The following is a 24443-nucleotide window of genomic DNA, read 5'->3' on the forward strand; positions in this document are numbered from 1 at the left end:
CTAAGTCTGGATCGGATAAGTGCTGAAAGCATCTAAGTACGAAGCCGGCCACAAGATAAGATTTCTCAGGGTCGTCGTAGACTACGACGTTGATAGGATGCAGGTGTAAAGCTGGAGACAGCAAAGCTGAGCATTACTAATTGCCCGTAGACTTTTGTTATCGCGTAACACATGAGGGTGTTATATACGTTTAGCGCTTGAAAGAATAGAGAGTTTTGCTAAATTGGATTTTCAGTTTGTGCTTCATGCAAGACTTGATATAGAAAAAGATATTAAGGTGACTATAGCACGAAGGTTCCACCTCTTCCCATTCCGAACAGAGAAGTTAAGCTTCGTCACGCCGATGGTACTGCTAATTGTGGGAGAGTAGGTAGTCGCCGTTTTAGAGAGAAAGATCCCCGAGGTAGAGATACTTCGGGGATTTTCGCGTTTATACAGGTTATAATGATATTATATCTGTTATATAGGGTTTTGTGTAAGATGGGAAACATTAATATGTAAATATTACGTTCATATATAACTAACTATTTTCTTTATATGAAAATCTAATATATCTTTGTAGTAGATATATAAAAACGTTTTTATTATGGATACAATTATTCCTTATGCGTTGTTGTGTTTTACATCGTTTTTTACTCTTACTAATCCTTTAGGTACCATGCCTGTGTTTCTTACCATGACTAAGGGATTGGATGAAAGTGAAAGAAGTCATATTGTGAAACGCGCTACAATCATTTCTTTTCTCATCTTGATCAGCTTTACTTTCTGTGGTCAGTTCCTCTTCAAATTCTTTGGTATTTCTACAAACGGTTTTAGGATTGCTGCAGGCATTATTATTCTAAAGATAGGCTATGATATGCTTCAGGCAAGATATACGAATACAAAGCTAAAAGATGAGGAAATAAAGGCATATGCAAATGATATATCCATTACTCCTTTGTCAATTCCAATGCTGTGTGGTCCTGGAGCCATAGCAAATGGTATTATTTTGATGGATGATGCGGATAATTGGGCTCTCAAAGTGACATTGGTCAGTGTTATCGCTATAGTATATATATTGACATATATTATCTTGAGATTATCTACTCGCTTGGTAAAGTTTATGGGAGAAACGGGTAATAATGTTATGATGCGATTGATGGGACTTATTCTGATGGTTATTGCTGTGGAATGTTTTGTAGGTGGGTTAAAACCGATATTGCTTGAAATAATACATAATCCGTCGTTATAATGCATAAAAAAGACCGGTCTTCATCATATATGTTTGGTTTGAAGACCGGTCTTTTACTTTTGTAATCTGTTATTATTTGTTTTCGTCAGAATGTTTCGGATAGTCGATAGTATAATGCAATCCTCTACTTTCTTTTCTTTCCATTGCCTGACGTGTAATTAGATATCCTACGTTGATCATATTTCTAAGTTCGCATATTTCTCGTGATGCTTTAACGCGCTTGAACAGTCTTTCTGTTTCTTCATAAAGGATATCAAGTCTGTTCCATGCTCTGACAAGACGGAGATTACTTCTTACAATACCGACATAAGATTCCATTATCTGATTTACTTCGTTCATGCTCTGCGTAATAAGGACTCTTTCCTCAGTACTTATTGTACCTTCGTCATTCCATTCAGGTATGTCTTCATTAAATTCGTATCTGTCGATTACGCTCATTGCATGCTGTGCTGCTGCATCTGCATAAACTATTGCTTCGATCAGGGAGTTTGATGCCAGACGGTTTCCTCCGTGTAGACCGGTGCAAGAACATTCGCCGATAGCATACAGACGGCGTATGCTTGACTGTCCGTCCAAGTCCACTTTAATACCTCCACAAAGGTAATGCGCTGCAGGAGCAACAGGAATATAGTCTTTTGTGATATCTATACCCAAGCTCAAACATTTCTTGTATATGTTAGGGAAATGTTTCTTTGTTTCTTCAGGATCTTTATGGGTTACATCAAGGTATACATGATCTTCACCACGCTGTTTCATCTCGCTGTCTATGGCGCGTGCTACTATATCGCGCGGTGCAAGTGATAAGCGCGGATCATATTTCTGCATGAATTCTTCTCCAGCAAGATTTCTGAGAACTCCACCATATCCGCGCATAGCTTCTGTTATAAGGAAGCTTGGGCGATCGCCAGGATGGAATAGTGCAGTAGGATGGAACTGTATGAATTCCATATCCTTTACGGCTCCTTTAGCACGATAAACCATTGCTATACCGTCGCCTGTAGCTACAAGTGGGTTTGTAGTGTGTCTGTACACAGCTTCACATCCTCCTGTGGCCATTACAGTAACTTTAGAAAGGAAGGTATCCACTTCGCCTGTCTCTTCGTTCAGAATGTAAGCTCCGAAACATTTTATACCCGGTGTGTGTCGTGTAACTATTATACCGAGATGATGCTGAGTGATAAGCTCAACGGCATAGAAATTTGAGAATATAGTAATATTCGGATGCTGTTTTACTGCTTCAATCAGGCTGGTTTGGATTTCAGCTCCTGTATTATCTCTGTGATGAAGGATTCTGAATTCGGAATGACCGCCTTCTTTATGAAGGTCGAATTCTCCTTTTTCATTTTTGTCGAAGTCAACTCCCCATTTAATCAGTTCTTCTATCTGCTTTGGGGCATTTGTAATGACTTTTTCTACAGCGGCAGGATCACTTATCCAGTCGCCTGCAACCATTGTGTCATGGATATGTTTTTCAAAGTTGTCAACTTTGAGATTTGTTACAGAAGCAATACCCCCTTGTGCAAAATAAGTATTGGCTTCTTCCATTCCGGCCTTGCATATCAATGCAACCGATCCTTTATGCGCCACTTTAAGCGCAAAACTCATTCCGGCAATACCAGAGCCGATAACGAGAAAATCGAATTTCCTAACCATAATAAATTTGTATCTACGATGCAAAACTACTAAAAAGTTGTCATATTGCTCATGGCATACGGTTATTTTATAAAACTTTTCAATGAAATAAATCATAAAAACAGATAAAGAAAATCCGATTTAGTGGTTTATTAGTAAATTAATTTTTATCTTCACAGAAAATTATTTGGTTGTTGATAAATTCTTGAATATATGGATAGAACGTTTAAGACCGAAGTAGGATGGTGGTATTGGATTCTTATATCAGTCACCTCTCTTCTTCTATTCTTTTTTTTCTGGATGCATGACACTGTGCTGGCGCTGATTATGGCCATATTAGTGATTTATGAGATAGAAATGCTTATACACACACAATATGTTATAACTGATAGTGGTTTGTTGAGAGTTGAAACAGGTCGTTTCGTCAAAAGTTTCACTCTGAATATTGACCAGATAGAGTCTGTTAAACCGGTTCGTTCGATGATATTCTGGGCTCCGGCATTGTCTTTTTACAGACTTGAGATAAAATACAATGGGAACAATAAAACGATAAAAGTGCAAGTTTCACCGCGAAATAAAGATTCTTTTATTTCAAAACTAAAGTCGATGAATGGCAAACTTGTTATCTTAAAATAAATACAAACTAATTTTATACCTTTATATACTATGGATTTTCAATTAGCTATTATTGGTGGCGGACCAGCCGGTTACTCTGCCGCTGAAGCGGCCGGTAAAGCCGGTCTGAGTGTAGTCCTTTTCGAGAAAAATGCTTTAGGTGGTGTTTGTCTTAACGAAGGATGTATTCCCACAAAGACATTGTTATATTCAGCCAAAGTTTTTGACGGGGCCAGAAATGCCTCAAAATATGCTGTAAAGGCAGATAATGTATCATTTGACCTTGCAAAGATAGTAAGTCGAAGACAGAAAGTAGTCCGTAAGCTTGTGCTTGGAATAAAAAACAAGATGAGCGAATCGGGGGTTACTGTGGTCACGGGTGAAGCTTATATTCAGGATAAAAACACAATAAAATGTGGTGATGAAGTGTATAAATGTGAAAAACTGATGTTGTGCACAGGCAGCAAGACATTTGTACCTCCTGTAAAGGGATTGGAAAAGATAGATTTCTGGACACACAGAGAAGCTCTCGACTGCAAGGAACTGCCGGAAAGTCTTGTTATAATAGGCGGTGGAGTAATAGGAATGGAGTTTGCATCATATTTCTGCAGTCTAGGAGTAAAAGTCACTGTCGTAGAAATGACTTCAGAAATTCTTGGAGGCATAGATAAAGAAATAGCTTCACTTCTTAGAGCTGAATATACCAAAAAAGGTATTAACTTCATGCTTGATGCCAAAGTAACAGAAATATGCAACGGAGAATCAGGAAAAGTCACAGTTAAGTATCAGACAGCTGATGGTGAGGGATGTGTAGAATCCGCGAAACTGTTGGTAAGTGCCGGACGTCATGCATGTACAGAAGGATATGGCTTGGAAAATCTCTCTCTTGAGTTTACTCCACAACACAGGATAATGGTCGATACTAAGACTATGATGACTTCTATTGACGGAGTTTATGCATGTGGTGATATCACAGGTTTTTCCATGCTTGCACATACTGCTGTAAGAGAAGCAGAGGTTGCTGTAAGTCATATATGTGGAAAAGACGATAATATGAGTTACAAAGCCATTCCCGGAGTGGTATATACAAATCCAGAGGTAGCGTCTGTCGGTATGACAGAAGAGATGGCTAAAGCAGTAGGATTCGATTATAAAGTGATGAAACTACCTATGGCATACGCCGGAAGATTTGTTGCCGAGAACGAAGGTGTAAATGGAATATGTAAGGTAATTACAACCTCCAATGATACTATAATAGGAGCACATATATTAGGAAATCCTGCATCAGAACTTATAGTGATTGCCGGAATGATGATTGAAAGAGGTAAAAAACTTGAGGATTTCAAGAAATTTGTCTTCCCTCATCCTACTGTAGGTGAAATTTTCAGAGAGTTTTAATCTTTTAACTTCATTGATTTTCAATTCTCGCTATATTTGTAGACGGTTTTTAAACGCTGTTCAAACGGTGTTTAAAAACCGTTTAAACGATATAATAATAAGACGGGATAAACATGACAAAAACTATTTTCAAAACATTCTCATTATTTACTCTACTTCTATTCTGTGTATCATCATATTCGCAGACAGTATCCGACAGAATAGATTCACTTATCAACAACTCTTCGTTTCTTAATACATCCGAAGTGGGAATTCTTGTATATGACCTTACTTCGAAGAAAGAATTATACAGATACCAGGCTGAGAAGCTTTACAGACCGGCATCTGTTGAAAAAGTCATAACATCGGTGACGGCACTTTCTGTTCTTGGCAAGGATTATCAAATAAAGACCGGACTGTCATATTCAGGATATATCGAAGGTGACACATTGTATGGTGATATATATGTAAAAGGTGATTTCGACCCTGAATTTATGCAGGAAGATATGGAAAGCATGGTTGAAGCTATATCAAACATGGGTATACATGGTGTGAAAGGTCGTCTGATAGGTGATGTGTCAATGATGGATTCTGTTTATTGGGGACCAGGATGGGCATGGGACGATACTCCGGATACTTTTCAGCCATATTTGTCTCCGTTGATGCTGAATCGCGGTTGCGTTAATATAAGCATATCACCGTCTGGTGGAAGTAAAGCTGATGTGGAGATTAAGCCTGAATCTGATTTTTATACCATTGATAATAGGACATCACCAGCAGGAACTTATGTAAGTGCGACACGTAATTGGCTTAACAATGGTAATGTAATATCTATATCCGGTAGCTCAAAACACAAGGCAAGTACTTCGATGAATATTTTTGATACGAAGGCTTTTTTCATGAATACACTTCGCTATCAGTTGCAAGGAAAGGGAATATTCATCTCCAGAGACAGTATAACATATAATAATGTGCCTGGCAATACAAAAGGAATAATCACGGTCTATAGGGATATAGACGATGTTCTTAAACGTGCCTTGAAGGAGAGCGATAACCTTTCCGCAGAAGCATTATTTTTCCACGCAACAAGAGAAATTTGCAATGGTAAGAAAAACTTAAGTCATAAGGATGGTCAGAATGCCATTTATAAGTTTATGAAGTCAGATATTGGATTCGACAGTAGAAAATTTAGAATCGTTGATGGATGTGGAGTTTCTGATTATAACTATGTGTCTCCTGAGCTTATAATGGAGTATTTGAAGTATGCGTTCAGTTCACCTTTTATATTTCATCCGTTTTACGACAGTCTGCCAATAGCAGGTATTGACGGAACTCTTCAATATAGAATGAGTAAAGGAAAATGTTTTAGAAATGTAAGAGCAAAGACTGGAACATTGACAGGAGTTTGTTCATTGGCAGGTTATGTTACTTCTTCCACCAAGCATACTATAGCTTTTGTAATTATCAATCAGAATGTTCTAAAATATGTTTCAGCAAGACGTTTTCAGGATGAAATATGTAATATACTGTCAACATATAATTGATGTTTTTGTATAAAATAATGTGCATAAATGTTTAAGAATATATACTTTTTATGATGTTAAACTTTTTTGTACATATTCTATATGTTTTTGTGTGCGATAACGGAAATAATTTACTACATTTGTGCTGATGATTTATTAAACAGTATTTATTAATTGTATTATTATGGTAAACTTTTCACTTGAAGGTAAGGTTGCTCTTGTAACAGGTGCATCTTACGGTATCGGTTTCGCAATTGCTTCTGCATTCGCTAAAGCTGGTGCAAAATCGTTTTTAACGATATCAAACAGGAATTGGTAGATAAAGGTATCGCAGCTTACAAAGAACTTGGTATAGAAGCTAAGGGTTATGTATGTGACGTTACTAATGAAGAAGCTGTAAATGCTTTGGTTGCTCAGATTGAAAATGAAGTAGGCGTAATCGATATCTTGGTTAATAACGCTGGTATCATCAAGCGTATCCCTATGCACGAAATGTCAGCAGCTGAATTCCGTCAGGTAATCGATGTTGACCTTAATGCTCCATTCATCGTTTCTAAGGCAGTTATCCCAAGCATGATCAAGAAAGGTCACGGAAAGATTATCAACATCTGTTCTATGATGAGTGAACTTGGTCGTGAAACAGTTTCTGCATACGCTGCAGCTAAGGGTGGTTTTAAGATGCTTACTCGCAACATTGCTTCTGAATATGGTGAATACAACATCCAGTGTAATGGTATCGGTCCGGGTTATATCGCTACTCCTCAGACAGCTCCTCTTCGCGAACGTCAGGCAGACGGCTCACGTCACCCATTCGATGCATTTATCATAGCTAAGACTCCTGCTGCTCGTTGGGGTAACCCAGAAGACTTGGCAGATCCAGCTGTATTCTTGGCTTCTGATGCTTCTAATTTTGTAAACGGTCACGTATTGTATGTTGACGGTGGTATCTTGGCATACATCGGAAAGCAGCCTAAATAATTCATGGTCGCCAATAGAGAATGAAATAATAATATCGGGTCCTGCCGGAATACTGCTTTCCGGTAGGACTTTTTTTGGTATGCTCGGCATGAGTATTAGCTAACGGGTGCAAGTCCCTAATGAGCCCTAATAGCGGGAATCATACAGCCAAAAGCAAGGGTGTCCATCGCGAGTTGGAATCTGAAAGAAGCCGGCGGCAAACATCTGGTCTGACGAACAGAAACTTCATATAAGGCATATGACCGTGGGTAAGGTTGCCAAACAAACCAAAGCCCTGTAGCTATTCGGAACGGTTGGTGTAAATGGAGCAGACATAAGATGGAAAGTTAATACCCTTATCCGAGGAGGTCTCACGGACATATGGTGAAGATGAATCATTCGAAGTACCATGATGGAGTAAAGCTTGCCGTGAGAAGTCAGCAGAGGTCGTAGTACCCAAGGCATGTATGCCTATAGGGAAGGACCGAACTTTATTTAAACGACAGAACTGAAAACTACCGTTTGTTGGAATGAATGCATAAAACCAAGACAGAAGTATTGGGCTGCCTTTAAAGAGATAGGACGGAATCCGAAGTGTATAAAGGAGCGCAGACCTACAAATGGATGGTTGAAGATGATGTCGTGGAAGTGTCTTTCGAAGTATTCGAAAGGCATCCATAGTAAAGAACCGCCACGTGCGGAACCGCATGCGTGGTGGTGTGAGAGGTCGGAAAACGAAAGTAGGAAGAAAACTACTTCGTTTTCCTCCTACTCGATTTTTAAGCCTTATAAATTAAGTATGAAAAAGTTATTTATATCTGCTGCTGTTGTTGCGATTATGGCCTCATGTGCACAGGAGAAAGGGATTACAGTGTCTGTCTCAAATCCGCTGACAATAGACCGCGTAGAAGAAATAGTAGAAGTCTCAGCTGATGACGTACTTGGAAAACTTAACCTTGACGAGACAGCAGAGTTTATTATTACTGATGAGAATAAAGCTGAAGTTCCATATCAGCATACTGCCGACAATAAGATAATATTCCCGGTTACAGTTAAGGCACAAGCTACAGTGTCTTATAGTATTGTCAAAGGACAGCCTTCGCATGTGAATACTTTGGTTTATGGTCGTCAGTATCCTGAAAGGCTTGACGATATAGCGTGGGAAAATGATAAATCAGCATATCGTGTCTATGGCCCTGCTTTTCAGAAAAGAGGTGATAAAGGTTTCGGATATGATGTTTTGACAAAGAGTGTTTCGGAACTCGTTGTCGAAGATCGTTATGCAATGGAGTTGGATAAGGATGCCAGAGCTATGATAAAGAAACTATGTGAAGAAGGCAAAAAGGCAGAGGCTGACAGTCTTGCAAATGCCATATCATATCATATAGACCATGGAAACGGTATGGACTGTTATACTGTAGGGCCTACACTTGGTGGTGGTACGGCAGCTCTTATGCCTGATTCGGCTATAGTATATCCATATTGCTATAAGAATTTTGAGATACTTGATAACGGTCCTCTCAGATTTACTGTAAAACTGGAATTCAACCCTCTGACTATCGATGGAGATACTACAGTTGTTGAAACACGTCTGATTCAACTTGATAAAGGTTCGCACTTGAACAAAACTACAGTAAGCTATACTTCATTGAAGAAAGACTATCCGTTAGGTGTAGGTATTGTATTGCACGAGGCTCTTCCTGACAGATATTCAATGGATCAAGATGGAGGTTATATATCATATGCCGATCCGACAACAGATCATAAAGCTGGAAATGGAATAGTTTACGTTGGTGCCGTATTCCCTAATACACTTGAGCAGACAAAAGTACAGCTTTTTGAGAAGCCTGTGTCAGGGGCTTTGGGCCATGTAATAGGTATCAATACATACCAGCCGGGTGATGAGTTCGAATATTATTGGGGTTCTGCATGGAGTAAATGCGGATTCGATGATGAAAAATGGAACTCATATCTTGAGGAGTATGCCAAAAAGGTTAGAAACCCGCTGTCTGTTACAGTAAAATAACAACCTACTATTTATAATGAAAATAAGCCATCGTTACAGGTATTCTATACCAAATGTAATGATGGCTTTATTGTTTTCTTATTCAATCGAAGACCTTAAATTCATATCCCTGTTCCATCAGCCATTCGATAGCTTTAGGCAGAGCATATCTGATGTTCTCTTCCGATTTCAGTGAATCGTGGAAGGTGATTATCGAGCCGTTGCGAACATATTTCTTTACTTTCTGCAGTATCTGTTCGCCTGTAAACTTACGGTTATAGTCGCGTGTCACAAGATCCCACATTATAATCTTATATCTTTTTTTCAGCTCGGCGTACTGTTTCGGACTCATATATCCGTGAGGAGGTCTGAACAAATCTGTGTTCATCATCATTCTGCATGCCTTGTCCGTGTTCTCAAGATATGAGTTTATGTCATAGCTCAGTCCGCGGATATGATTGAATGTATGATTCCCTATCCTGTGTCCCCTTTCCACTACCATTCGGAACTCATCAGGATGTTTACGGATATTATCTCCCACCATAAAGAAAGTTGCTTTTATCCCATATTTGTCAAGGACATCAAGCACCCATGGAGTTACTCTGGGTATCGGTCCGTCATCGAATGTCAGATATACTGCCTTTTTGTCTTTATCCATTCGCCAAATGGCGGATGGATAAAGGTATCTTATTATTTGTGGGGGTTGTTCTATAAACATTTTCGGTAAATCAATTCTTTCCTACTCTTGTTTCAAGCAGTGAATACAGTTCCTGGAACTTCTGATTGTAGTGAACAGCAGTCTGGCATACTTCGCCTGTCTTGTCGTCCTTTATTTTTTCCAGACTCTTGCATATCTCGTCAAGACAGTAGATATTGCGCAGGCAGTTTTCGTATGACAGAGCGAAACGTGAGTCGTCAAGGCTCAGATACCATGCTATGTACTGAACATTGTCGTTGGCTATCTGGTCAAGAATATTCTCAGCTTTCTTATATTCACCAAGTGTAATGTAATTGTCAGCCATTTCTTTCGAACTGCTGTAGATATAATCATGTCTAACAGTAGTGCTAGGAATAACCTTTTCGCAATAATCAAGCGCTTTTACAGCCTTGTCTTTCTTACCTTCCTTGATAAGCTGAGTACTGAGCTGTACGAACATGCGGCGGTGAGTATCGCACATACGTGTCACTGTTTCATCCAGATAGATGTCAGGATTGTCAATACCTCCGAACTTGAACTTGTTCATCAGATTGTCGTACATCTTTTCGCTGTCAATGCTTCTTCCTAGCTTCTTATTGTCGAAAGGAGTAATTCTGTAAGCAAGACCTTCCTGCAGGAAGTTGTTTGTCAGGTTCAGGTGATTGTCCGAACCAACGGTGATGGCCATGTACAGCGGTCTTTCCCAGTTAGTGTTCGCAAGCATTTCCAGCATCATCAACTCACTCTTATACAATACTCTCTTGCCTTTCAGCGACAAGTGCATGTAGTCAGGAATAGAATCCGGTGTAAGCATTCCGGAGCGTTTGATAGCTTCCTTGTCCAGTTTGATCACTATACTGTCTGTAGGAATCATCTGGAGTCCGTCCTTAGAGTTTCTCACCCAGTGTTCCAGAATATTCTTCAGTTCGTATGGGTTATCGCCGAACTCGGCTTTGGCCTCTTCTGGATTCTGCTTATAATAGTTGTTGATAGTCTGCATTGCCTCAGGACGAACATATACAGCCTCGTTATGTCCCGACACATAGTCGATACGTTCCCAGTTGATAGGCACAGAAGGAGATTCGTATGCAGGACGTTTCATCTGGTCGATATACCAGTCTGTCTGCAGATAGCTTAGGTTACATACACGTACGTCTGTACGGAAACCTTCAGTCTCCTGATTATACCACAATGGGAAGGTATCATTGTCACCGTTAGTGAATATGATAGGGCAACCCTCTTCCTGAACAGTCTTCAGATAGTTCTGTCCGAAGTCGCGGCAAGTATAACGTCCGCTGCGGTCGTGGTCGTCCCAAGTCTGGCTCACCATCTGCAGAGGCACCAGCAGACACAGTACAGCAGTGATGGAAGCGGCAGTAGTCTCGTTCATCTTCTTGCGAAGATATTCAGTGATACCGGCCACACCAAGGCCAATCCATATTGCAAAAGCATAGAACGATCCGGCGTATGCATAGTCACGTTCGCGAGGCTGTAACGGAGTCTGGTTCAGATAAAGCACAATGGCAAGACCTGTCATGAAGAACAGGAAGAATACAATCCAGAACTGCTGAATACCCTTGTCGCCCTTATATGCCTGCCAGAACAGACCTATAAGTCCCAATATCAGAGGCAGACAGTAGAACACGTTGTGTCCCTTGTTGTTCTTCAGACTGTCAGGCAGGAATGTCTGGTCGCCTACGAGCATATTGTCAATGAACGGAATACCCGTAATCCAGTTACCGTGTTCAATTTCGCCCTGACCCTGAATGTCGTTCTGTCGTCCTGCAAAGTTCCACATGAAGTATCTCCAGTACATATAGTTCACCTGATATATAAAGAAGAACTTGATGTTTTCCCACTGAGTAGGAATCTTCACCATAATCATTTCGCCACACTGGTCGTAAGGAACCTGCTTACCCTTTATTCCGCCTAACCATGCTTCGTAAGCCTGGGCATGCGATTCGCTGTACATACGCGGGAACAGCATATTCTGAGCATACTTGTATTCAGTTCTGTGACGTACCACTTCGTAGCTGTCCTTTTCGTCAGGAGTTTCCTTTTCCTTGCGTTGATATACAGGAGCACCTTCTTCTACATCGTATACACATCCGCCGTCAACCTGTTTCAATGCAGGTTTTGATGAATATGCCTGTCCGTAGAACAAAGGTCTGGTTCCGTACTGTTCGCGTCCTAAGTATTCACCCAGAGTGAAGATATCTTCAGGTGAGTTCTGGTCCATAGGAGTATTTGCCGACGAACGTATCACTATCACAGCGTATGAAGAATATCCCACTACAATCATCATCAGAGCCAGCAGTGAAGTGTTCAGAGTGCGTGCGCTTACACGGAATTTTTCGCTCAAATCTGCAAACAGATATGCAGCCAGGATACCAAGTACGATTATACCTATTATTACGCTGCTCCATCCGTGTCCGTAGAACGGAATACCTAGAAGCCCCAATGTAAGCAGGAATGATATATTCATCAGTTTGCGGCTGCGTACTGTATAGCTTTCGTAAACACCCCAGATGAGTGATGCCGCCATGATTATGATATATACGATAAGTCCTGTGTTGAAAGGCATTCCTAGACTGTTGACAAACAACAGTTCGAACCATCCTCCCACTTTTACGATACCCGGTACGATACCGTAAAGTACAGCAGCAATAATAACCATTGAACCGCAGAGAGCTAAAAGACTTCCCTTCAGATTAGCGTTAGGATTCTTTTTGTAGTAGTAAACCAGTACAATTGCAGGAATACACAGCAGGTTAAGCAGGTGTACACCAATCGAAAGTCCTGTAAGATAAGCGATAAGTATCAGCCATCGGTCACTGTGAGGCTCGTTCGCACGGTTTTCCCATTTCAGTATGAGCCAGAAAACCAGGGCTGTAAACAAGCTGGAATAAGCATAAACCTCACCTTCTACCGCACTGAACCAGAATGTATCACTCCAGGTATATGCCAAAGCACCCACAAGACCCGATCCCATTATAGTAATCAGTTTGCCTGTGGTCATATCCTCAATGTTCGGACATACCAGTTTTTTTGTCAGATGTGTTATACTCCAGAAAAGGAAAAGGATACATGCCGCACTCATCAGTGCACTCATGATATTGACCATCAACGCCACTTGCGAAGGATCGGAAGCGAACAGGCTGAATAGATTTGCCGTAAGCATGAAGAAAGGTGCGCCTGGCGGGTGTCCTACTTCCAGTTTGTAACCGGTGGTGATAAATTCCGGGCAGTCCCAGAAACTGGCTGTCGGCTCGATAGTCATGCAGTAAGTTATAGCTGCAATAGCGAAAGCAAGCCATCCAACCAGGTTGTTAATCTTGTTGTACTGTTTCATGAATTATATATTTAATTTCATTTCATTGACCGTTGGTTCTGTTATTATCGTCAAAAACAAGCGCAAAGATAATAAAGAATTGATAATGATAACAGTATGACAATCTTAAAGTTTCTTTATAATAGGGTGTTGATACGTTTTTAAAAAATGGACTGTCATTTAGAATCGAATAACAGCCCATTTAGAATCGAATGACAAAGCGTTTTTGATAAAAAAAACAATCTATTTTGAATAAAAAATGTACTCATGTTTGGCTTTGTTATTGTATTATTTCAAATATTACTGAATAATATTACTTTTCTGTATGTAAAAGTTAATAATAAGTTTATATTTGCATAATAAATGCCTAAATAATAATATCATGAATATCAGAAGATTACTGTCAGGGATTACTTTGGGAATGTTTATAGGATGTATAAATGCATTTGAATATACTTCTGAGAATGTCTCTGCATACATAGCTTTGAAGACACCTGGAAATAAATCTGTTCATTACCCTTTACGATTGAATAAACTGGTGGGGTATGATGGCTATCAGCTGGTTGGTGATAGGGAGTTGCCTGTACTTGTCTATCAAAATATAACAGGTAGTGAAAAGACAAAGCGGATAGTGGTTTGGATAACAGCTCTCGAAGATGTTTATTTCAATTTCGGTCAGCAGTTGAAATCCAATTTACGTCACGATGATTGTTTGTTCTATATGCCCGGGTTTTGGTACAGGCGAAATCTACGTTCGCCTAAGAAAGCTCCTTCGTTTCATTCTTCCGATAGTTGGTTGGTTCGCGAGGACCGCTTGAGTACACCTATGACTACTGTTTATGATGAAAAGCATAAGAAGTCTGTGTCTGTCACTCGTATAGCCGATTTTTGTTGCGATGCGTTGGCTACACACACTGAAGGAGAAATTATTCTTTCTGGTAAAACATCTATAGGCTATACCGGTTTCGAAAACGTAAATGGGATGGCAACTTTATCTTTCGGATTTCCATATAGGGAGGCTCCGGAAACATATATTCGTAAACTCACTCTTGCTCCATCTGTACAGGCTTTTCAATTGTTGAAGAAAGGACAAAGCATAGAATTGAAATGGGAAATCAATGAAAATTCTGCAGCGGATTTCTCCGAATGTGTCAGCAAAGCATGGGAATATTGTTATGATTTATACAGACCGACTCCTGTGGAAACACCATATACCGACGAAATAATGAAAGAAGTATTGAGTAATTTCTTTGTTGAAAGTTATATAGATAATACTTCTGTAAAGTATTTCTCTGGTGTGGAATTGCGTACTGACGATTGCGAGAAACATGATGTAGCCGAGGTAGGTTTTGTGGGACGCACATTATTGAATGCATTCAATGCTTTGGAATACGGTGAGGAAACAAATCGCAGTGAACTGGTAGATATGGCAAATGGTATTTTTGATTCATATCTTGACGAAGGTTTTTCCAGACATGGTTTCTTTAAGGAAGTAATACATTTCAGACGTGGTTTTGTGGAAAAGAATTATAGTATTCGTCGCCAGTCAGAGGGGGTGTATGCAGTTTTATATTATCTGGATTATGAGCGACGTCGTGGGCGAAAGCATACGGAATGGGAGGAACGTATCAGGAAAATGCTTGATGCCTTTTTGACATTGCAGAATCAGGATGGAAGTTTCCCTCGTAAGTTTAAAGGTAGTTTGTCTGTAGTGGACAGTTCAGGAGGAAGCACTCCTTCAGCTACACTCCCTTTGGTTATGGGATACAGATATTTTAATGATATACGTTATCTTGAAGCAGCGAAACGCTCTGTAGAGTATTTGGATAAACAACTTATTTCGAAGTCTGATTATTTCTCATCTACACTAGATGCCAACTGCGAGGATAAAGAGTCTTCACTATATGCCTCTACCGCTGCTTATTATCTGGCATTGGCTACGGACGGACATGAACATGAATATTATGCAGAACTTGCAAAAAAAGCAGCCTATTTTGCGTTGTCATGGTATTACACATGGGATGTACCCTTTGCTAAAGGTCAGATGTTGGGTGATATAGGTTTGAAAACACGCGGCTGGGGGAATGTGTCTGTCGAGAATAATCATATAGATGTGTTTGTATTTGATTTTGTAGATGTACTCCGCTGGCTTTCAAAAGAGTTTGATGATGAACGTTTTGTAGAGTTCTCTGAAGTAATGACTTCATCTATGCGTCAGCTGTTACCTCATGAGGGACATATGTGTGGTGTTGCCAAAACAGGTTTTTATCCTGAGGTGGTGCAACATACTAACTGGGATTATGGTAAAAACGGAAAAGGTTATTATAATGATATTTTTGCTCCAGGCTGGGTTGTGGCGTCATTATGGGAAATGTTGTCACCGGGTAGGGCAGAGAATTTTATAAGATGAAAAAGGACCGTTATCCCTGCAATGCCGGGAAACAGTCCTTTTTCTACTACAACATAAATATTATTATCCCATTTTACCAGTGAGGTATGCACGAGTGCGTTCATCATTAGGATTGGTAAACATCTTCTGTGTCTCATCATATTCTATCAGTTCGCCAAGGAACATGAACATTGAACGGTCTGAGATACGTTTTGCCTGCGACATGTTGTGTGTCACGATAAGGATAGTCACTTCCTTCTTCAGTTCGATAAGAAGCTCCTCGATGTGTTTTGTAGCGATAGGGTCAAGAGCAGAAGTAGGCTCGTCCATAAGCAGAATGTCTGGTTGCAATGCCAGTGAACGTGCGATGCACAGACGCTGCTGCTGACCTCCCGAAAGGAAAGTACCACGTTTTGTGAGTGAGTCTTTCACTTCGTCCCAAAGCATTACATTGCGGAGGTTGCGTTCCACTATCTCGTCTTTCTTGCTCTTAGGAAGTTTTATACCGTTAAGTATATATCCTGCAAGTACGTTATCGTAGATATTCATTGTAGGGAACGGATTAGGACGCTGGAATACCATACCGATGCGGCGGCGTTCTTCCGTAGGGTCCATTTCGAGAACGTTTTCTCCGTTAAGCAATATCTTGCCTGTAACGTTGATATTCTTGTAAAGCTCGTGCATACGGTTTACTGCACGCAGCAATGTACTCTTACCGCAGCCTGAAGGTCCCATGATGGCTGTGATAGTATTTTTCTCAACATCGGCACTTACATTCTTTACTGCAAGTATATTTCCTGTATATGATATTGATACGTTCTGTATTTGAAGGATAGGATCTTTTATATTTTCCATTTCTTTGCAATTCTTTTAGCTAATAAGTTTAAACATAATACGAAGGTGAGCAGGAACAACGATGCTCCCCAAATGAGGCTTTGGAGGTTAGGGTCGTTGAAGAATTCCCAGATAAGCAATGGTACTGCCGACATCGGGCGTGCCATATTCCAGCTTATTGCTGCGCCTCCAAGTGCTGTAAACATGAGTGGTGCTGTTTCGCCGACCACACGCGAGATGGCAAGCAGGATACCTGTGAATATACTTCCGAATGCCGATGGAACCATGACCTGAAGCATTACTCTCCAGTAGCTTCCCCCAAGTGCAAGACCTGCTTCCTTGAGTGTTTCCGGAAGAATTTTCATTGTCTCTTCTGTGGAACGGATGATTAGTGGAAGCATCATTATGAACAGTGCAACACTTCCGGCAAATGCCGAATATCCTTTCATCGGAACTACAACCCATATATATGTGATAATACCTATGATAATTGAAGGTGTACCCTGAAGAAGGTCGGTAAGATAACTTACTATTGTTGCAAACCAGTTGCCTCTGTACTCTGAAAGGCAGATACCGCAGAATATTCCTACAGGAATGGCTACTATCGCGGCAAGGAACAGCATAAGGAAAGTTCCAACTATACCGTTGGCTATACCTCCCGGTATTGTTTCGCCTGCTTCCATTGCCTGCATTGCCTTATAGGCGTTCGGTGTGGCTTCTGTGATAAATGACCATCCCAACTGTTCCCAACCTTTTATGAACACTTCTCCGAGGATGGCAAGCAACGGTATCGCTGTCAGACCGGAAAGTATGCATACGGTCCAGAACAGGAGTCCGTTCTTGAATTTTCGTATCTGTAGTTTATTGTCTTTTACTATCATATTCTTCTGATTGATGAATTGTTATACGTGCTGGGCGCGACGTATCAATATCTTTCCTATCATGTTTATTATTGCTGTAATGAGGAACAAAAGCAATCCGATTGCGATGAGTGATGAAAGTTTCAATCCGTCAGCTTCACCAAACTGGTTGGCAATGATACTTGCCATGGTGTTTCCTGTAGTTCTCAGTGTCTCAGGCATCTGGTTTGTGTTACCGATAAGCATTGTCACTGTCATGGTTTCACCTAATGCGCGTCCGATAGCGAGGATATATGCCGAGAAGATACCTGAACCTGCCATAGGGAATATAACGCGGCGGATTACTTCGGCACGTGTGGCTCCCATTGCGTATGCTCCTTCTTTCAGATCAGACGGAACCATCTTTATGAATTCGGCACTAAGCGATGCTGCGTATGGCACAATCATGATGGCAAGTACGAAAGCTGCTGTCAGAATTCCGGAACCTTGTGGAGAAAGGTTAAGATGCATAAATACATGGCGAAGAGCATAGAATCCCCACAAACCATATATGATAGACGGGATACCTGCAAGCAAATCTACTACGGTACTCAGTATGGTTGCTATTTTCTTTCCTTTGAAATATTCGCCGGTAAATAGTGCAACAGGAAGCGAGAATGGAATACACATGAGCAGTGCAAGAAGTGTGGTGAGAAGTGTACCTGTTATGAACGGCAGCGCACCGTATTTCTCTTTTCCGGCTGTAGTTACCCAATCATCAGAGAAAATGAAATTCCAGAAACCGAATTCCTTGAATGCTCCTGAAGCATCATTCACCAAAGAGAATACAATCCCAACACCGATAACCGGTATTATTATTGCCGATATTATGAGTAATGCCCTGAATATCTTGTCTTGCATGTTGATTTGTTTTTTAGTTAGGCTTTAATAAGTTTACAAAGTTGGCATGGCATATTGCCTTGCCAACTTTTTTGTCAAAACTTAATTATTTTATTTTAGGATAGCCTGTCCGTCGAAAGTAACTTCTTTCAAGTTCTGGAGGCTCTTTTCGATTGCGCTCTGTGGCAGTGGAGCGTAGTGTACAGTTTCAGTAGTTTTCTGAACATCAGCACTCAACATGTACTGAAGCATGTCAAGAGTAGCTTTAGCCTGTTCGATAGTACGGTCAGAATAGTTCTGTTCTTTGTAGATAATCAACCAAGTGAAACAGCTGATAGGATATGCACCTGCAGCGTCAGCATTTGTGATTGAGCAGCGAGTGTCTTGTGGAATTTCGCCTGCAGCAGCCGCAGAGATACTTTCTGTAGATGGAGTAACCAGTTCGCCACGTACATTCATAACGCTTGCGTATGGTATTTTCTGTGCGAAAGCATATTCAGAACCGATATAACCGATTGAGTATGGAGTCTGACGGATGATACCTGCTACGCCAGGGTTACCTTTGGCTGCCTGACCAACTTTGAAGTCAACTGTCTTGCCGCTGCCGAAGTTGTTTTTCCAGTCTTCGCTTACTTTGCTCAAATAGTCAGTGAATACGAAAGTTGTACCACTACCGTCTGAACGGTATGCAGGGATAATATCCTTTTCAGGGAGTTTTGTGTCAGGGTTCAATTTCTGAAGACGTTCGTCGTTCCATTTTGTGATTTTACCGGCGAAGATGTCAGCTATCACATCACCTGAAAGGTTCAAGGCTGTAACTTCAGGAAGGTTGTATGCCAATACCACGGCACCCATACAAGTCGGGATGTGTACCACCGGTTTCATTTCGCTCATTTCCTTGTCTGAAAGGAATGCGTCGCTACCGGCGAAATCAACGATACCGTCTTTAAGGTTACGGACACCGCCGCCACTGCCGATACCTCCGTATGATACTTTATTGTTGCCTGTTGTTCCGTAAGAGTCAAATGACATAGTGTAGAAAGGAAGTGGGAATGTTGCTCCGGCACCTGTAAGTTCTACTCCGTTTGATTTCTGTCCGCCGCAAGAAGAAACTATTGCTGCAAACACACCTGCAATGAGTGATAAATAAATCTTTTTCATACCTTAAAAATTAATATTCTGTTGTTTTATAGTTGTTTAATTATTGTTCGGACACTGTCTGAATATTTCTTATTAGAGAGCGAAAGAAGCGTTTAAGTATGCGTATGTAAGGTTCTTCGTTCCGTCTGCCTTAGGTGCCCATATTCTGAAGTTAGGAGATAGCTTTACATATTTTCCCAACTTGAATTCTACACCAGCCATACCGGCCATTCCGTCTTTAGTGCTGTCCCATGAGTCTTTTGATGTGAGATAGTCCCAGCGTCCGTATATGTTGATTTTCTTTGTAAGGTTTATTGTTGTGTAAACAGAAGCACCACTCTTGTCGTTGCCATTGGCAAACTTGGTGTTCTTCATCCAGTTGTATTCTGCTCCAAGAGAGAATGCAGAGTTTTTATATCCTGCAAAGAATGCGAGGTTTGTAGTTCCTTTTACATCGTCTTTGTTCTGTGCTGCATCTTTTATGCTCTGTCCGGCTTCGTTGTATGAACCGTATGCACGCACCATAAATCCTTTTACCGGAGTGAGTGTCAAGCCGGCACCGTACTGGAGACCGTCGTCCACCTGTACTTTTTTGTAGCCTTCACCATTTGCTACTATTACGTCGGCAGAAAAAATATCGCAAAATTTGTATGCTGCAGATACAGCGAGGTCGGCGCTGCTACCGAATTTATATTCATCCTGGAATGATTTCATAACGTAGCGTTTGCCCCAGAAATCTTCCTGAGTCTTGAACTGTGTGGTGCTTATCAAACCTCCGTTCAATGTCAGTCCTTCGTGTTTCCATGAAACCATTGCGTTTTTGATAAAGCCTACTCTCTGTATGTCGTCAACGTCGTCTGACTGGTCGAAGTCCATAACCGCCTTTATCAAGAGATTGTGAGGTAATTTATACTGGTAGCCAATGTAGGCTCTGTCCAAATTAAAACCTCTGTCGTTGTTCACAGTTCCGAATCCTGAATGCAAATCAGAATAGATGGTAATGATTGCACTTCCTTTTTTCTCCTCCTTTTTTTCTTTTGCAAATGTTATTGTTGGTATTGCAAGTGCCAACATCACACTTAGTAAAATCTTTCTCATGTTTATAGCTTGCTTAATTTTCACGACGCAAAAATGACAGTTTGGTGTTACAAACATGTTACAATCGCTTAACATTAATATTAATCTGATTTTATCCCTTAAATGTATATATCTAATAATTAGTTTATTAAACACAAATGTAGCATATATTACAAAGATGTTACACGAAATATGGCTTTAATTGTGGCAAGTGTATAATATGATATTAGGAATAAGCGATTTTTCATTGAAGTATTTGATATAAGATGACAAAAGAGGTATAATAAAAAAATAAAGACCGCAGAAACTGATTGTCCTGCGGTCTCTAATGTGTAATTATTGTGTGTGTGTTTATTTTGCAATAATCAGATAATAGTTCTTCTTTCCACGCTGTACGAGAAGATATTTACCGTCAAGCAGATCTTCACTTGTGATAGTCTGGTCGAATGCAGCAAGTTTCTCTTTGTTCAAAGAAACACCACCGCCCTGTACCATCTTTCTCATTTCGCCTTTTGAAGGGAAGATGTTTGTCTTTTCAGCAAACAGGTCAACAGCCTTTATTCCGGCTTCGATCTCTGATTTGGCAACTTCGAACTGTGGAACACCTTCGAATACAGAAAGAAGAGTATCTTCGTCAAGTTTCTTCAGAGCTTCTGAAGTTGCATTGCCGAACAGGATTCCTGATGCTTCAACAGCTGCATTGTAGTCTTCTTCAGAGTGAACCATGATAGTAACTTCCTTGGCAAGACGTTTCTGAAGAACGCGCAAGTGAGGAGCTGCCTCATGTTCAGCTATCAGGCTGTCGATTTCTTCTTTTGATATTGAAGTGAAAATCTTGATATATTTCTTAGCGTCTTCATCGCTAACGTTGAGCCAGAACTGATAGAATTTATATGGAGATGTATATCGAGGATCCAACCATATATTTCCTGATTCTGTCTTACCGAACTTACCACCGTCGGCTTTTGTTATAAGCGGACATGTAAGTGCGTAAACCTCACCACCGTTTGTACGGCGAATCAGTTCGGCACCTGTGGTGATGTTACCCCACTGGTCGGAACCACCCAACTGAAGTTTACAGTTCTTGGTTTCATACAGATGCAGGAAGTCATATCCTTGCAACAACTGATAAGTAAATTCAGTGAATGAAAGTCCGTCGCGTGCTTCCCCATTAAGACGTTTCTGTACAGAGTCTTTTGCCATCATGTAGTTTACGGTGATGTGCTTTCCTACTGTACGTGCGAAGTCGAGGAATGAGAAGTCTTTCATCCAGTCATAGTTGTTTACCAGTTCTGCTTTGTTTGGGGCATCCGATTCGAAATCGAGGAATTTGCCCAACTGCTTCTTGATACACTCCTGATTATGGCGCAATGTCTCTTCATCCAGCAGGTTACGTTCCTGTGATTTTCCGGACGGGTCGCCAATCATACCTGTAGCACCACCTACAAGAGCCAACGGCTTGTGGCCGCAACGCTGGAAATGTCTTAACATCATAACGCCGCATAAGTGACCGATGTGCAAAGAGTCTGCAGTAGGGTCAATACCGAGGTAAGCTGTTACCATTTCTTTTTCAAGTAGTTCTTCTGTGCCTGGCATCATGGTGTGTACCATTCCGCGCCATCTTAATTCTTCTACAAAGTTCATCGAATGAAATTCTTAGTTTAACATATAAAATTTTTGGTTTAACTTCGTTTACCGTTAGTTGTTGATGGCAAAATTACGACACTTTATCTGAATAACCAATTTTTATCTATTAAAAAAGAGACGTTTAGCATTTTCTGATGCGATGTTCTGTATTTTATCGGTCGGAATGTCAAGTGTTTTCGCTGCATTTGTGATTATTTCTATGATGTTTCCGCTGTGTTCGTCTGTTTCAAACAACAGTCTGTCGTGAGGTGTTATTTTTATTGATTCAGTGTTATATAACTTTCCGAAAGACAAATATAATCCATTGTTTATGTATTGTAATGCCTGTTCAGGCTTTCCACGGAAACCATGTATAATCCATGCCTGTTTTGGTTTTATTGATTTTCGGAGTCTTATTATTTCGTTAGATGTTTTTACTGAGTGGATTATGAGGGGGAGTTTTAGTTCTTCCGATAAGGTTATGCAGTTGCAGAAAGCTTCATACTGCAGATTCATATCTGTATTGCACAGTTTGTCTGTTCCGCATTCGCCTATTGCAATTACGCGTTTGTCGTTTATTGCAGTTTGTTTTATCCATTCTGTCTGTTCTTCTATGTCGTCTGTAGTAACATACCACGGATGGATACCTATAGAAATATGTATTGCTGATATGAAATCTACGGTATCCTTGTCTTTCATGCAGAAACTGTTTATTTTGTATTCATGCATGGCTGAAACGTTGTGTGAATGGATATCAGTAATCATGATAGTGGTATATTGGATTAAGGCACCGGATCATATCCTGAGCCACCCCACGGATGACATCGCAAGACCCTTCTTATAGTGAGGTACAAACCTTTGACAGGACCGTGCTTCTTTAAGGCCTCTATGGCGTATTGTGAGCACGTAGGGGTGAACCTGCATGACGGAGGTGTAAACGGCGAAATACAGTTTCTGTAGAAATAGACCGGAGCCAGTAGCAGATATGTAAATATCAGTTTTATGATTTTCATCTTTCAGACAAATTTCTCGGATGCCAGCTGGAGCAGCTTTATTACTTTGCTTTCTATTTCTGTAGAGTCACATAGCTCGTTTCCAAGCCAGATGAAAGCTATTGCGGCTTTCTTGTTCTCCTTTTCCAGAATATTTTTCAGTATGAATTTGTTTTTCCTGTAAGCTTCTCTTATCTGTCTTTTTACACGGTTTCTTTTTACGGCTCTTTTGAACTTCTTTTTCGGAACGCTTATAAGGAGTGATATTGTGGGAAGCGATTCTTCCTCCACAGACATGTAGACTATTCTGAGCGGGAATGCCGGCAGAGACTTGCTTCCACCTGAAAACAGCTTTTCTATGATTGTTTTGCTGTTCAGTCTCTCTTCCTTCTGTAATGTGAATATTTTCTTCTCGCTCATTAATCCTTATTTTATGATGTTAAAAAACAAATCGGGAGTTCCGCACCGCAAAGTTAAAAACTTTCCCGATACAAAACTCCCGATTATGGGTGATATTTGTTCTTTTATTTACTTATTATGTTCGCGAATGAAAGAATCAAGTGCGGCAGGCATTGACGGAGCTGCTGCAGATGGAGCTTCAAGATCAAGACGCAGTCCTGCATCTTTCACAGCCTTGGCTGTTGTAGGTCCGAAACATCCTATTGCGATGTCCTTCTGCTCGAAGTTAGGGAAGTTCTTCATCAACGATTGTATTCCTGCAGGGCTGAAGAATACCAACATATCGTAATCAAAACTTTCTTCCGGTGTAAAGTCATTGCTTACAGTGCGATACATGATAGCCTCTGTGTGCTGTATCTTGTGTTTGTCGAGCAAGTCTTTTACTTCATCGTTGTGAACATCCGACATTGGGATGAAATACTTCTCTGTATTGTGTTTGATGATAGTAGGAAGCAAGTCTGCAAACTTTCCACTTGGTCCGAAGAACACTTTGCGTTTTCTGTACTGTACATATTTCTGTATATAGAGTGCGATTGCTTCTGATGTACAGAAATACTTCATTGTTTCAGGTATCGTAACACGTAAATCCACACAAAGATTAAAGAAGTGGTCTATTGCATGGCGTGATGTGAACACGATAGCTGTATGGTCCAAAATAGATACTTTCTGCTGTCTGAATTCCTTTGCAGTCAGGCTCTCTACTTTTATAAACGGGCGAAAATCTATCTTCACTCCGTATTTCTCAGCAATGTCAAAATAAGGAGACTTCTCTGTTGTCGGTTTTGGCTGAGAAACAAGAACTTTCTTTATCTTCAATGC

General features: G+C 40.5%; 20 protein-coding genes, 2 rRNA genes and 1 pseudogene. 9 read left to right on the forward strand and 14 right to left on the reverse strand.

Translation table 11 applies throughout. The features are described 5' to 3' along the window. The 3 genes from I6E24_RS06090 to I6E24_RS06100 all read left to right on the forward strand — a co-directional run. A 23S ribosomal RNA gene (locus I6E24_RS06090) occupies nucleotides 1-160 on the forward strand; the annotation flags it as partial. A 113-nt stretch (nucleotides 161-273) separates the two neighbouring features. Further along, nucleotides 274-383, forward strand: a 5S ribosomal RNA gene (rrf, locus tag I6E24_RS06095). Between the two features lie 203 nt (nucleotides 384-586). Continuing rightward, complete coding sequence (locus I6E24_RS06100) at nucleotides 587-1231, forward strand: MarC family protein (RefSeq protein WP_235327097.1); 645 nt, start codon at nucleotides 587-589, stop codon at nucleotides 1229-1231. 72 nt (nucleotides 1232-1303) lie between these two features. Here the strand turns inward: I6E24_RS06100 and nadB are convergent, their stop codons facing one another. Then, entirely contained in the window at nucleotides 1304-2884 is a 1581-nt protein-coding gene (gene nadB / locus I6E24_RS06105; RefSeq protein ID WP_235327098.1) for an L-aspartate oxidase, read from the reverse strand. A gap of 192 nt (nucleotides 2885-3076) precedes the next feature. Here nadB and I6E24_RS06110 point away from each other — a divergent pair, with 192 nt between their 5' ends. The 4 genes and pseudogenes from I6E24_RS06110 (at nucleotide 3077) to I6E24_RS06125 (ending at nucleotide 7356) form a co-directional block, all read left to right on the forward strand. Further along, nucleotides 3077-3499 carry a PH domain-containing protein gene (locus I6E24_RS06110; protein ID WP_235327100.1) on the forward strand — a complete coding sequence of 141 codons (423 nt, stop codon included), beginning with the start codon at nucleotides 3077-3079 and terminating at the stop codon, nucleotides 3497-3499. Between the two features lie 30 nt (nucleotides 3500-3529). Beyond that, nucleotides 3530-4876 (forward strand): dihydrolipoyl dehydrogenase, encoded by a 1347-nt coding sequence (gene lpdA, locus I6E24_RS06115; RefSeq protein ID WP_235327101.1) that lies wholly within the window; start codon nucleotides 3530-3532, stop codon nucleotides 4874-4876. A gap of 113 nt (nucleotides 4877-4989) precedes the next feature. Further along, entirely contained in the window at nucleotides 4990-6399 is a 1410-nt protein-coding gene (gene dacB / locus I6E24_RS06120) for a D-alanyl-D-alanine carboxypeptidase/D-alanyl-D-alanine endopeptidase (protein WP_235327103.1), read from the forward strand. Between the two features lie 163 nt (nucleotides 6400-6562). Continuing rightward, a pseudogene (locus tag I6E24_RS06125) lies at nucleotides 6563-7356 on the forward strand (gluconate 5-dehydrogenase). 280 nt (nucleotides 7357-7636) lie between these two features. Here the strand turns inward: I6E24_RS06125 and I6E24_RS06130 are convergent. Beyond that, nucleotides 7637-8125 (reverse strand): hypothetical protein, encoded by a 489-nt coding sequence (locus I6E24_RS06130; protein WP_235327128.1) that lies wholly within the window; start codon nucleotides 8123-8125, stop codon nucleotides 7637-7639. Nucleotides 8126-8134: 9 nt separating this feature from the next. On the opposite strand from I6E24_RS06130, the gene I6E24_RS06135 reads away from it, so the two are divergent. Continuing rightward, nucleotides 8135-9361, forward strand: coding sequence for a DUF4861 domain-containing protein (locus I6E24_RS06135; RefSeq protein WP_235327105.1), 1227 nt, complete (start codon nucleotides 8135-8137; stop codon nucleotides 9359-9361). A gap of 82 nt (nucleotides 9362-9443) precedes the next feature. On the opposite strand, the gene I6E24_RS06140 is transcribed toward I6E24_RS06135, so the two are convergent. Both I6E24_RS06140 and I6E24_RS06145 read right to left on the reverse strand, forming a co-directional pair. Next, complete coding sequence (locus I6E24_RS06140) at nucleotides 9444-10058, reverse strand: polysaccharide deacetylase family protein (protein ID WP_235327106.1); 615 nt, start codon at nucleotides 10056-10058, stop codon at nucleotides 9444-9446. A 10-nt stretch (nucleotides 10059-10068) separates the two neighbouring features. Further along, on the reverse strand, nucleotides 10069-13389 hold the full coding sequence (locus I6E24_RS06145; RefSeq protein ID WP_235327108.1) for a glycosyltransferase family 117 protein: 3321 nt from the start codon (nucleotides 13387-13389) through the stop codon (nucleotides 10069-10071). A 361-nt stretch (nucleotides 13390-13750) separates the two neighbouring features. Here I6E24_RS06145 and I6E24_RS06150 point away from each other — a divergent pair, with 361 nt between their 5' ends. Continuing rightward, nucleotides 13751-15778, forward strand: coding sequence for a hypothetical protein (locus I6E24_RS06150; protein WP_235327109.1), 2028 nt, complete (start codon nucleotides 13751-13753; stop codon nucleotides 15776-15778). A gap of 63 nt (nucleotides 15779-15841) precedes the next feature. Here the strand turns inward: I6E24_RS06150 and pstB are convergent, their stop codons facing one another. The 10 genes from pstB to I6E24_RS06200 all read right to left on the reverse strand — a co-directional run bounded on the left by pstB (nucleotide 15842) and on the right by I6E24_RS06200 (nucleotide 24440). Next, nucleotides 15842-16612 (reverse strand): phosphate ABC transporter ATP-binding protein PstB, encoded by a 771-nt coding sequence (gene pstB / locus I6E24_RS06155; RefSeq protein WP_154044990.1) that lies wholly within the window; start codon nucleotides 16610-16612, stop codon nucleotides 15842-15844. Continuing rightward, nucleotides 16600-17472: a phosphate ABC transporter permease PstA gene (gene pstA / locus I6E24_RS06160; protein WP_154044991.1), complete on the reverse strand. Its 873-nt coding sequence runs from the start codon at nucleotides 17470-17472 to the stop codon at nucleotides 16600-16602. Before pstA ends, pstB begins: the two co-directional genes overlap by 13 nt. A 21-nt stretch (nucleotides 17473-17493) precedes the next feature. After that, on the reverse strand, nucleotides 17494-18351 hold the full coding sequence (gene pstC / locus I6E24_RS06165) for a phosphate ABC transporter permease subunit PstC (RefSeq protein WP_204391488.1): 858 nt from the start codon (nucleotides 18349-18351) through the stop codon (nucleotides 17494-17496). Between the two features lie 90 nt (nucleotides 18352-18441). After that, complete coding sequence (pstS, locus tag I6E24_RS06170) at nucleotides 18442-19491, reverse strand: phosphate ABC transporter substrate-binding protein PstS (RefSeq protein WP_204508848.1); 1050 nt, start codon at nucleotides 19489-19491, stop codon at nucleotides 18442-18444. A 72-nt stretch (nucleotides 19492-19563) separates the two neighbouring features. After that, on the reverse strand, nucleotides 19564-20568 hold the full coding sequence (locus I6E24_RS06175) for a hypothetical protein (RefSeq protein WP_235327111.1): 1005 nt from the start codon (nucleotides 20566-20568) through the stop codon (nucleotides 19564-19566). Between the two features lie 330 nt (nucleotides 20569-20898). Beyond that, on the reverse strand, nucleotides 20899-22191 hold the full coding sequence (gene tyrS, locus I6E24_RS06180) for a tyrosine--tRNA ligase (RefSeq protein ID WP_204446737.1): 1293 nt from the start codon (nucleotides 22189-22191) through the stop codon (nucleotides 20899-20901). Nucleotides 22192-22293: 102 nt separating this feature from the next. Beyond that, nucleotides 22294-22938: a TatD family hydrolase gene (locus I6E24_RS06185; RefSeq protein WP_235327112.1), complete on the reverse strand. Its 645-nt coding sequence runs from the start codon at nucleotides 22936-22938 to the stop codon at nucleotides 22294-22296. 17 nt (nucleotides 22939-22955) lie between these two features. Continuing rightward, nucleotides 22956-23186: a membrane protein insertion efficiency factor YidD gene (gene yidD / locus I6E24_RS06190; RefSeq protein WP_262911894.1), complete on the reverse strand. Its 231-nt coding sequence runs from the start codon at nucleotides 23184-23186 to the stop codon at nucleotides 22956-22958. 3 nt (nucleotides 23187-23189) lie between these two features. Further along, nucleotides 23190-23585 carry a ribonuclease P protein component gene (rnpA, locus tag I6E24_RS06195; RefSeq protein ID WP_235327114.1) on the reverse strand — a complete coding sequence of 132 codons (396 nt, stop codon included), beginning with the start codon at nucleotides 23583-23585 and terminating at the stop codon, nucleotides 23190-23192. Between the two features lie 108 nt (nucleotides 23586-23693). Next, a complete protein-coding gene (locus tag I6E24_RS06200; RefSeq protein ID WP_235327116.1) occupies nucleotides 23694-24440 on the reverse strand; it encodes a uroporphyrinogen-III synthase in 747 nt (248 codons plus the stop codon). Nucleotides 24441-24443 lie beyond the last annotated feature (3 nt).

Source organism: Bacteroides caecigallinarum (genome assembly GCF_021530995.1).
In the GTDB taxonomy this organism is placed as follows: Bacteria; Bacteroidota; Bacteroidia; order Bacteroidales; family Bacteroidaceae; genus Phocaeicola; species Phocaeicola faecigallinarum.

Excerpts from the sequence above, each read along its gene's own strand:
- tyrS (WP_204446737.1), bottom strand. The coding sequence starts at position 22,191 with ATGAACTTTGTAGAAGAATTAAGATGGCGCGGAATGGTACACACCATG.
- I6E24_RS06145 (WP_235327108.1), bottom strand. The coding sequence starts at position 13,389 with ATGAAACAGTACAACAAGATTAACAACCTGGTTGGATGGCTTGCTTTC.
- lpdA (WP_235327101.1), top strand. The coding sequence starts at position 3,530 with ATGGATTTTCAATTAGCTATTATTGGTGGCGGACCAGCCGGTTACTCT.
- dacB (WP_235327103.1), top strand. The coding sequence starts at position 4,990 with ATGACAAAAACTATTTTCAAAACATTCTCATTATTTACTCTACTTCTA.
- pstS (WP_204508848.1), bottom strand. The coding sequence starts at position 19,491 with ATGAAAAAGATTTATTTATCACTCATTGCAGGTGTGTTTGCAGCAATA.
- pstA (WP_154044991.1), bottom strand. The coding sequence starts at position 17,472 with ATGATAGTAAAAGACAATAAACTACAGATACGAAAATTCAAGAACGGA.
- I6E24_RS06175 (WP_235327111.1), bottom strand. The coding sequence starts at position 20,568 with ATGAGAAAGATTTTACTAAGTGTGATGTTGGCACTTGCAATACCAACA.
- I6E24_RS06150 (WP_235327109.1), top strand. The coding sequence starts at position 13,751 with ATGAATATCAGAAGATTACTGTCAGGGATTACTTTGGGAATGTTTATA.
- I6E24_RS06100 (WP_235327097.1), top strand. The coding sequence starts at position 587 with ATGGATACAATTATTCCTTATGCGTTGTTGTGTTTTACATCGTTTTTT.
- pstC (WP_204391488.1), bottom strand. The coding sequence starts at position 18,351 with ATGCAAGACAAGATATTCAGGGCATTACTCATAATATCGGCAATAATA.
- I6E24_RS06110 (WP_235327100.1), top strand. The coding sequence starts at position 3,077 with ATGGATAGAACGTTTAAGACCGAAGTAGGATGGTGGTATTGGATTCTT.
- rnpA (WP_235327114.1), bottom strand. The coding sequence starts at position 23,585 with ATGAGCGAGAAGAAAATATTCACATTACAGAAGGAAGAGAGACTGAAC.
- I6E24_RS06135 (WP_235327105.1), top strand. The coding sequence starts at position 8,135 with ATGAAAAAGTTATTTATATCTGCTGCTGTTGTTGCGATTATGGCCTCA.
- I6E24_RS06185 (WP_235327112.1), bottom strand. The coding sequence starts at position 22,938 with ATGATTACTGATATCCATTCACACAACGTTTCAGCCATGCATGAATAC.
- yidD (WP_262911894.1), bottom strand. The coding sequence starts at position 23,186 with ATGAAAATCATAAAACTGATATTTACATATCTGCTACTGGCTCCGGTC.
- nadB (WP_235327098.1), bottom strand. The coding sequence starts at position 2,884 with ATGGTTAGGAAATTCGATTTTCTCGTTATCGGCTCTGGTATTGCCGGA.
- pstB (WP_154044990.1), bottom strand. The coding sequence starts at position 16,612 with ATGGAAAATATAAAAGATCCTATCCTTCAAATACAGAACGTATCAATA.
- I6E24_RS06140 (WP_235327106.1), bottom strand. The coding sequence starts at position 10,058 with ATGTTTATAGAACAACCCCCACAAATAATAAGATACCTTTATCCATCC.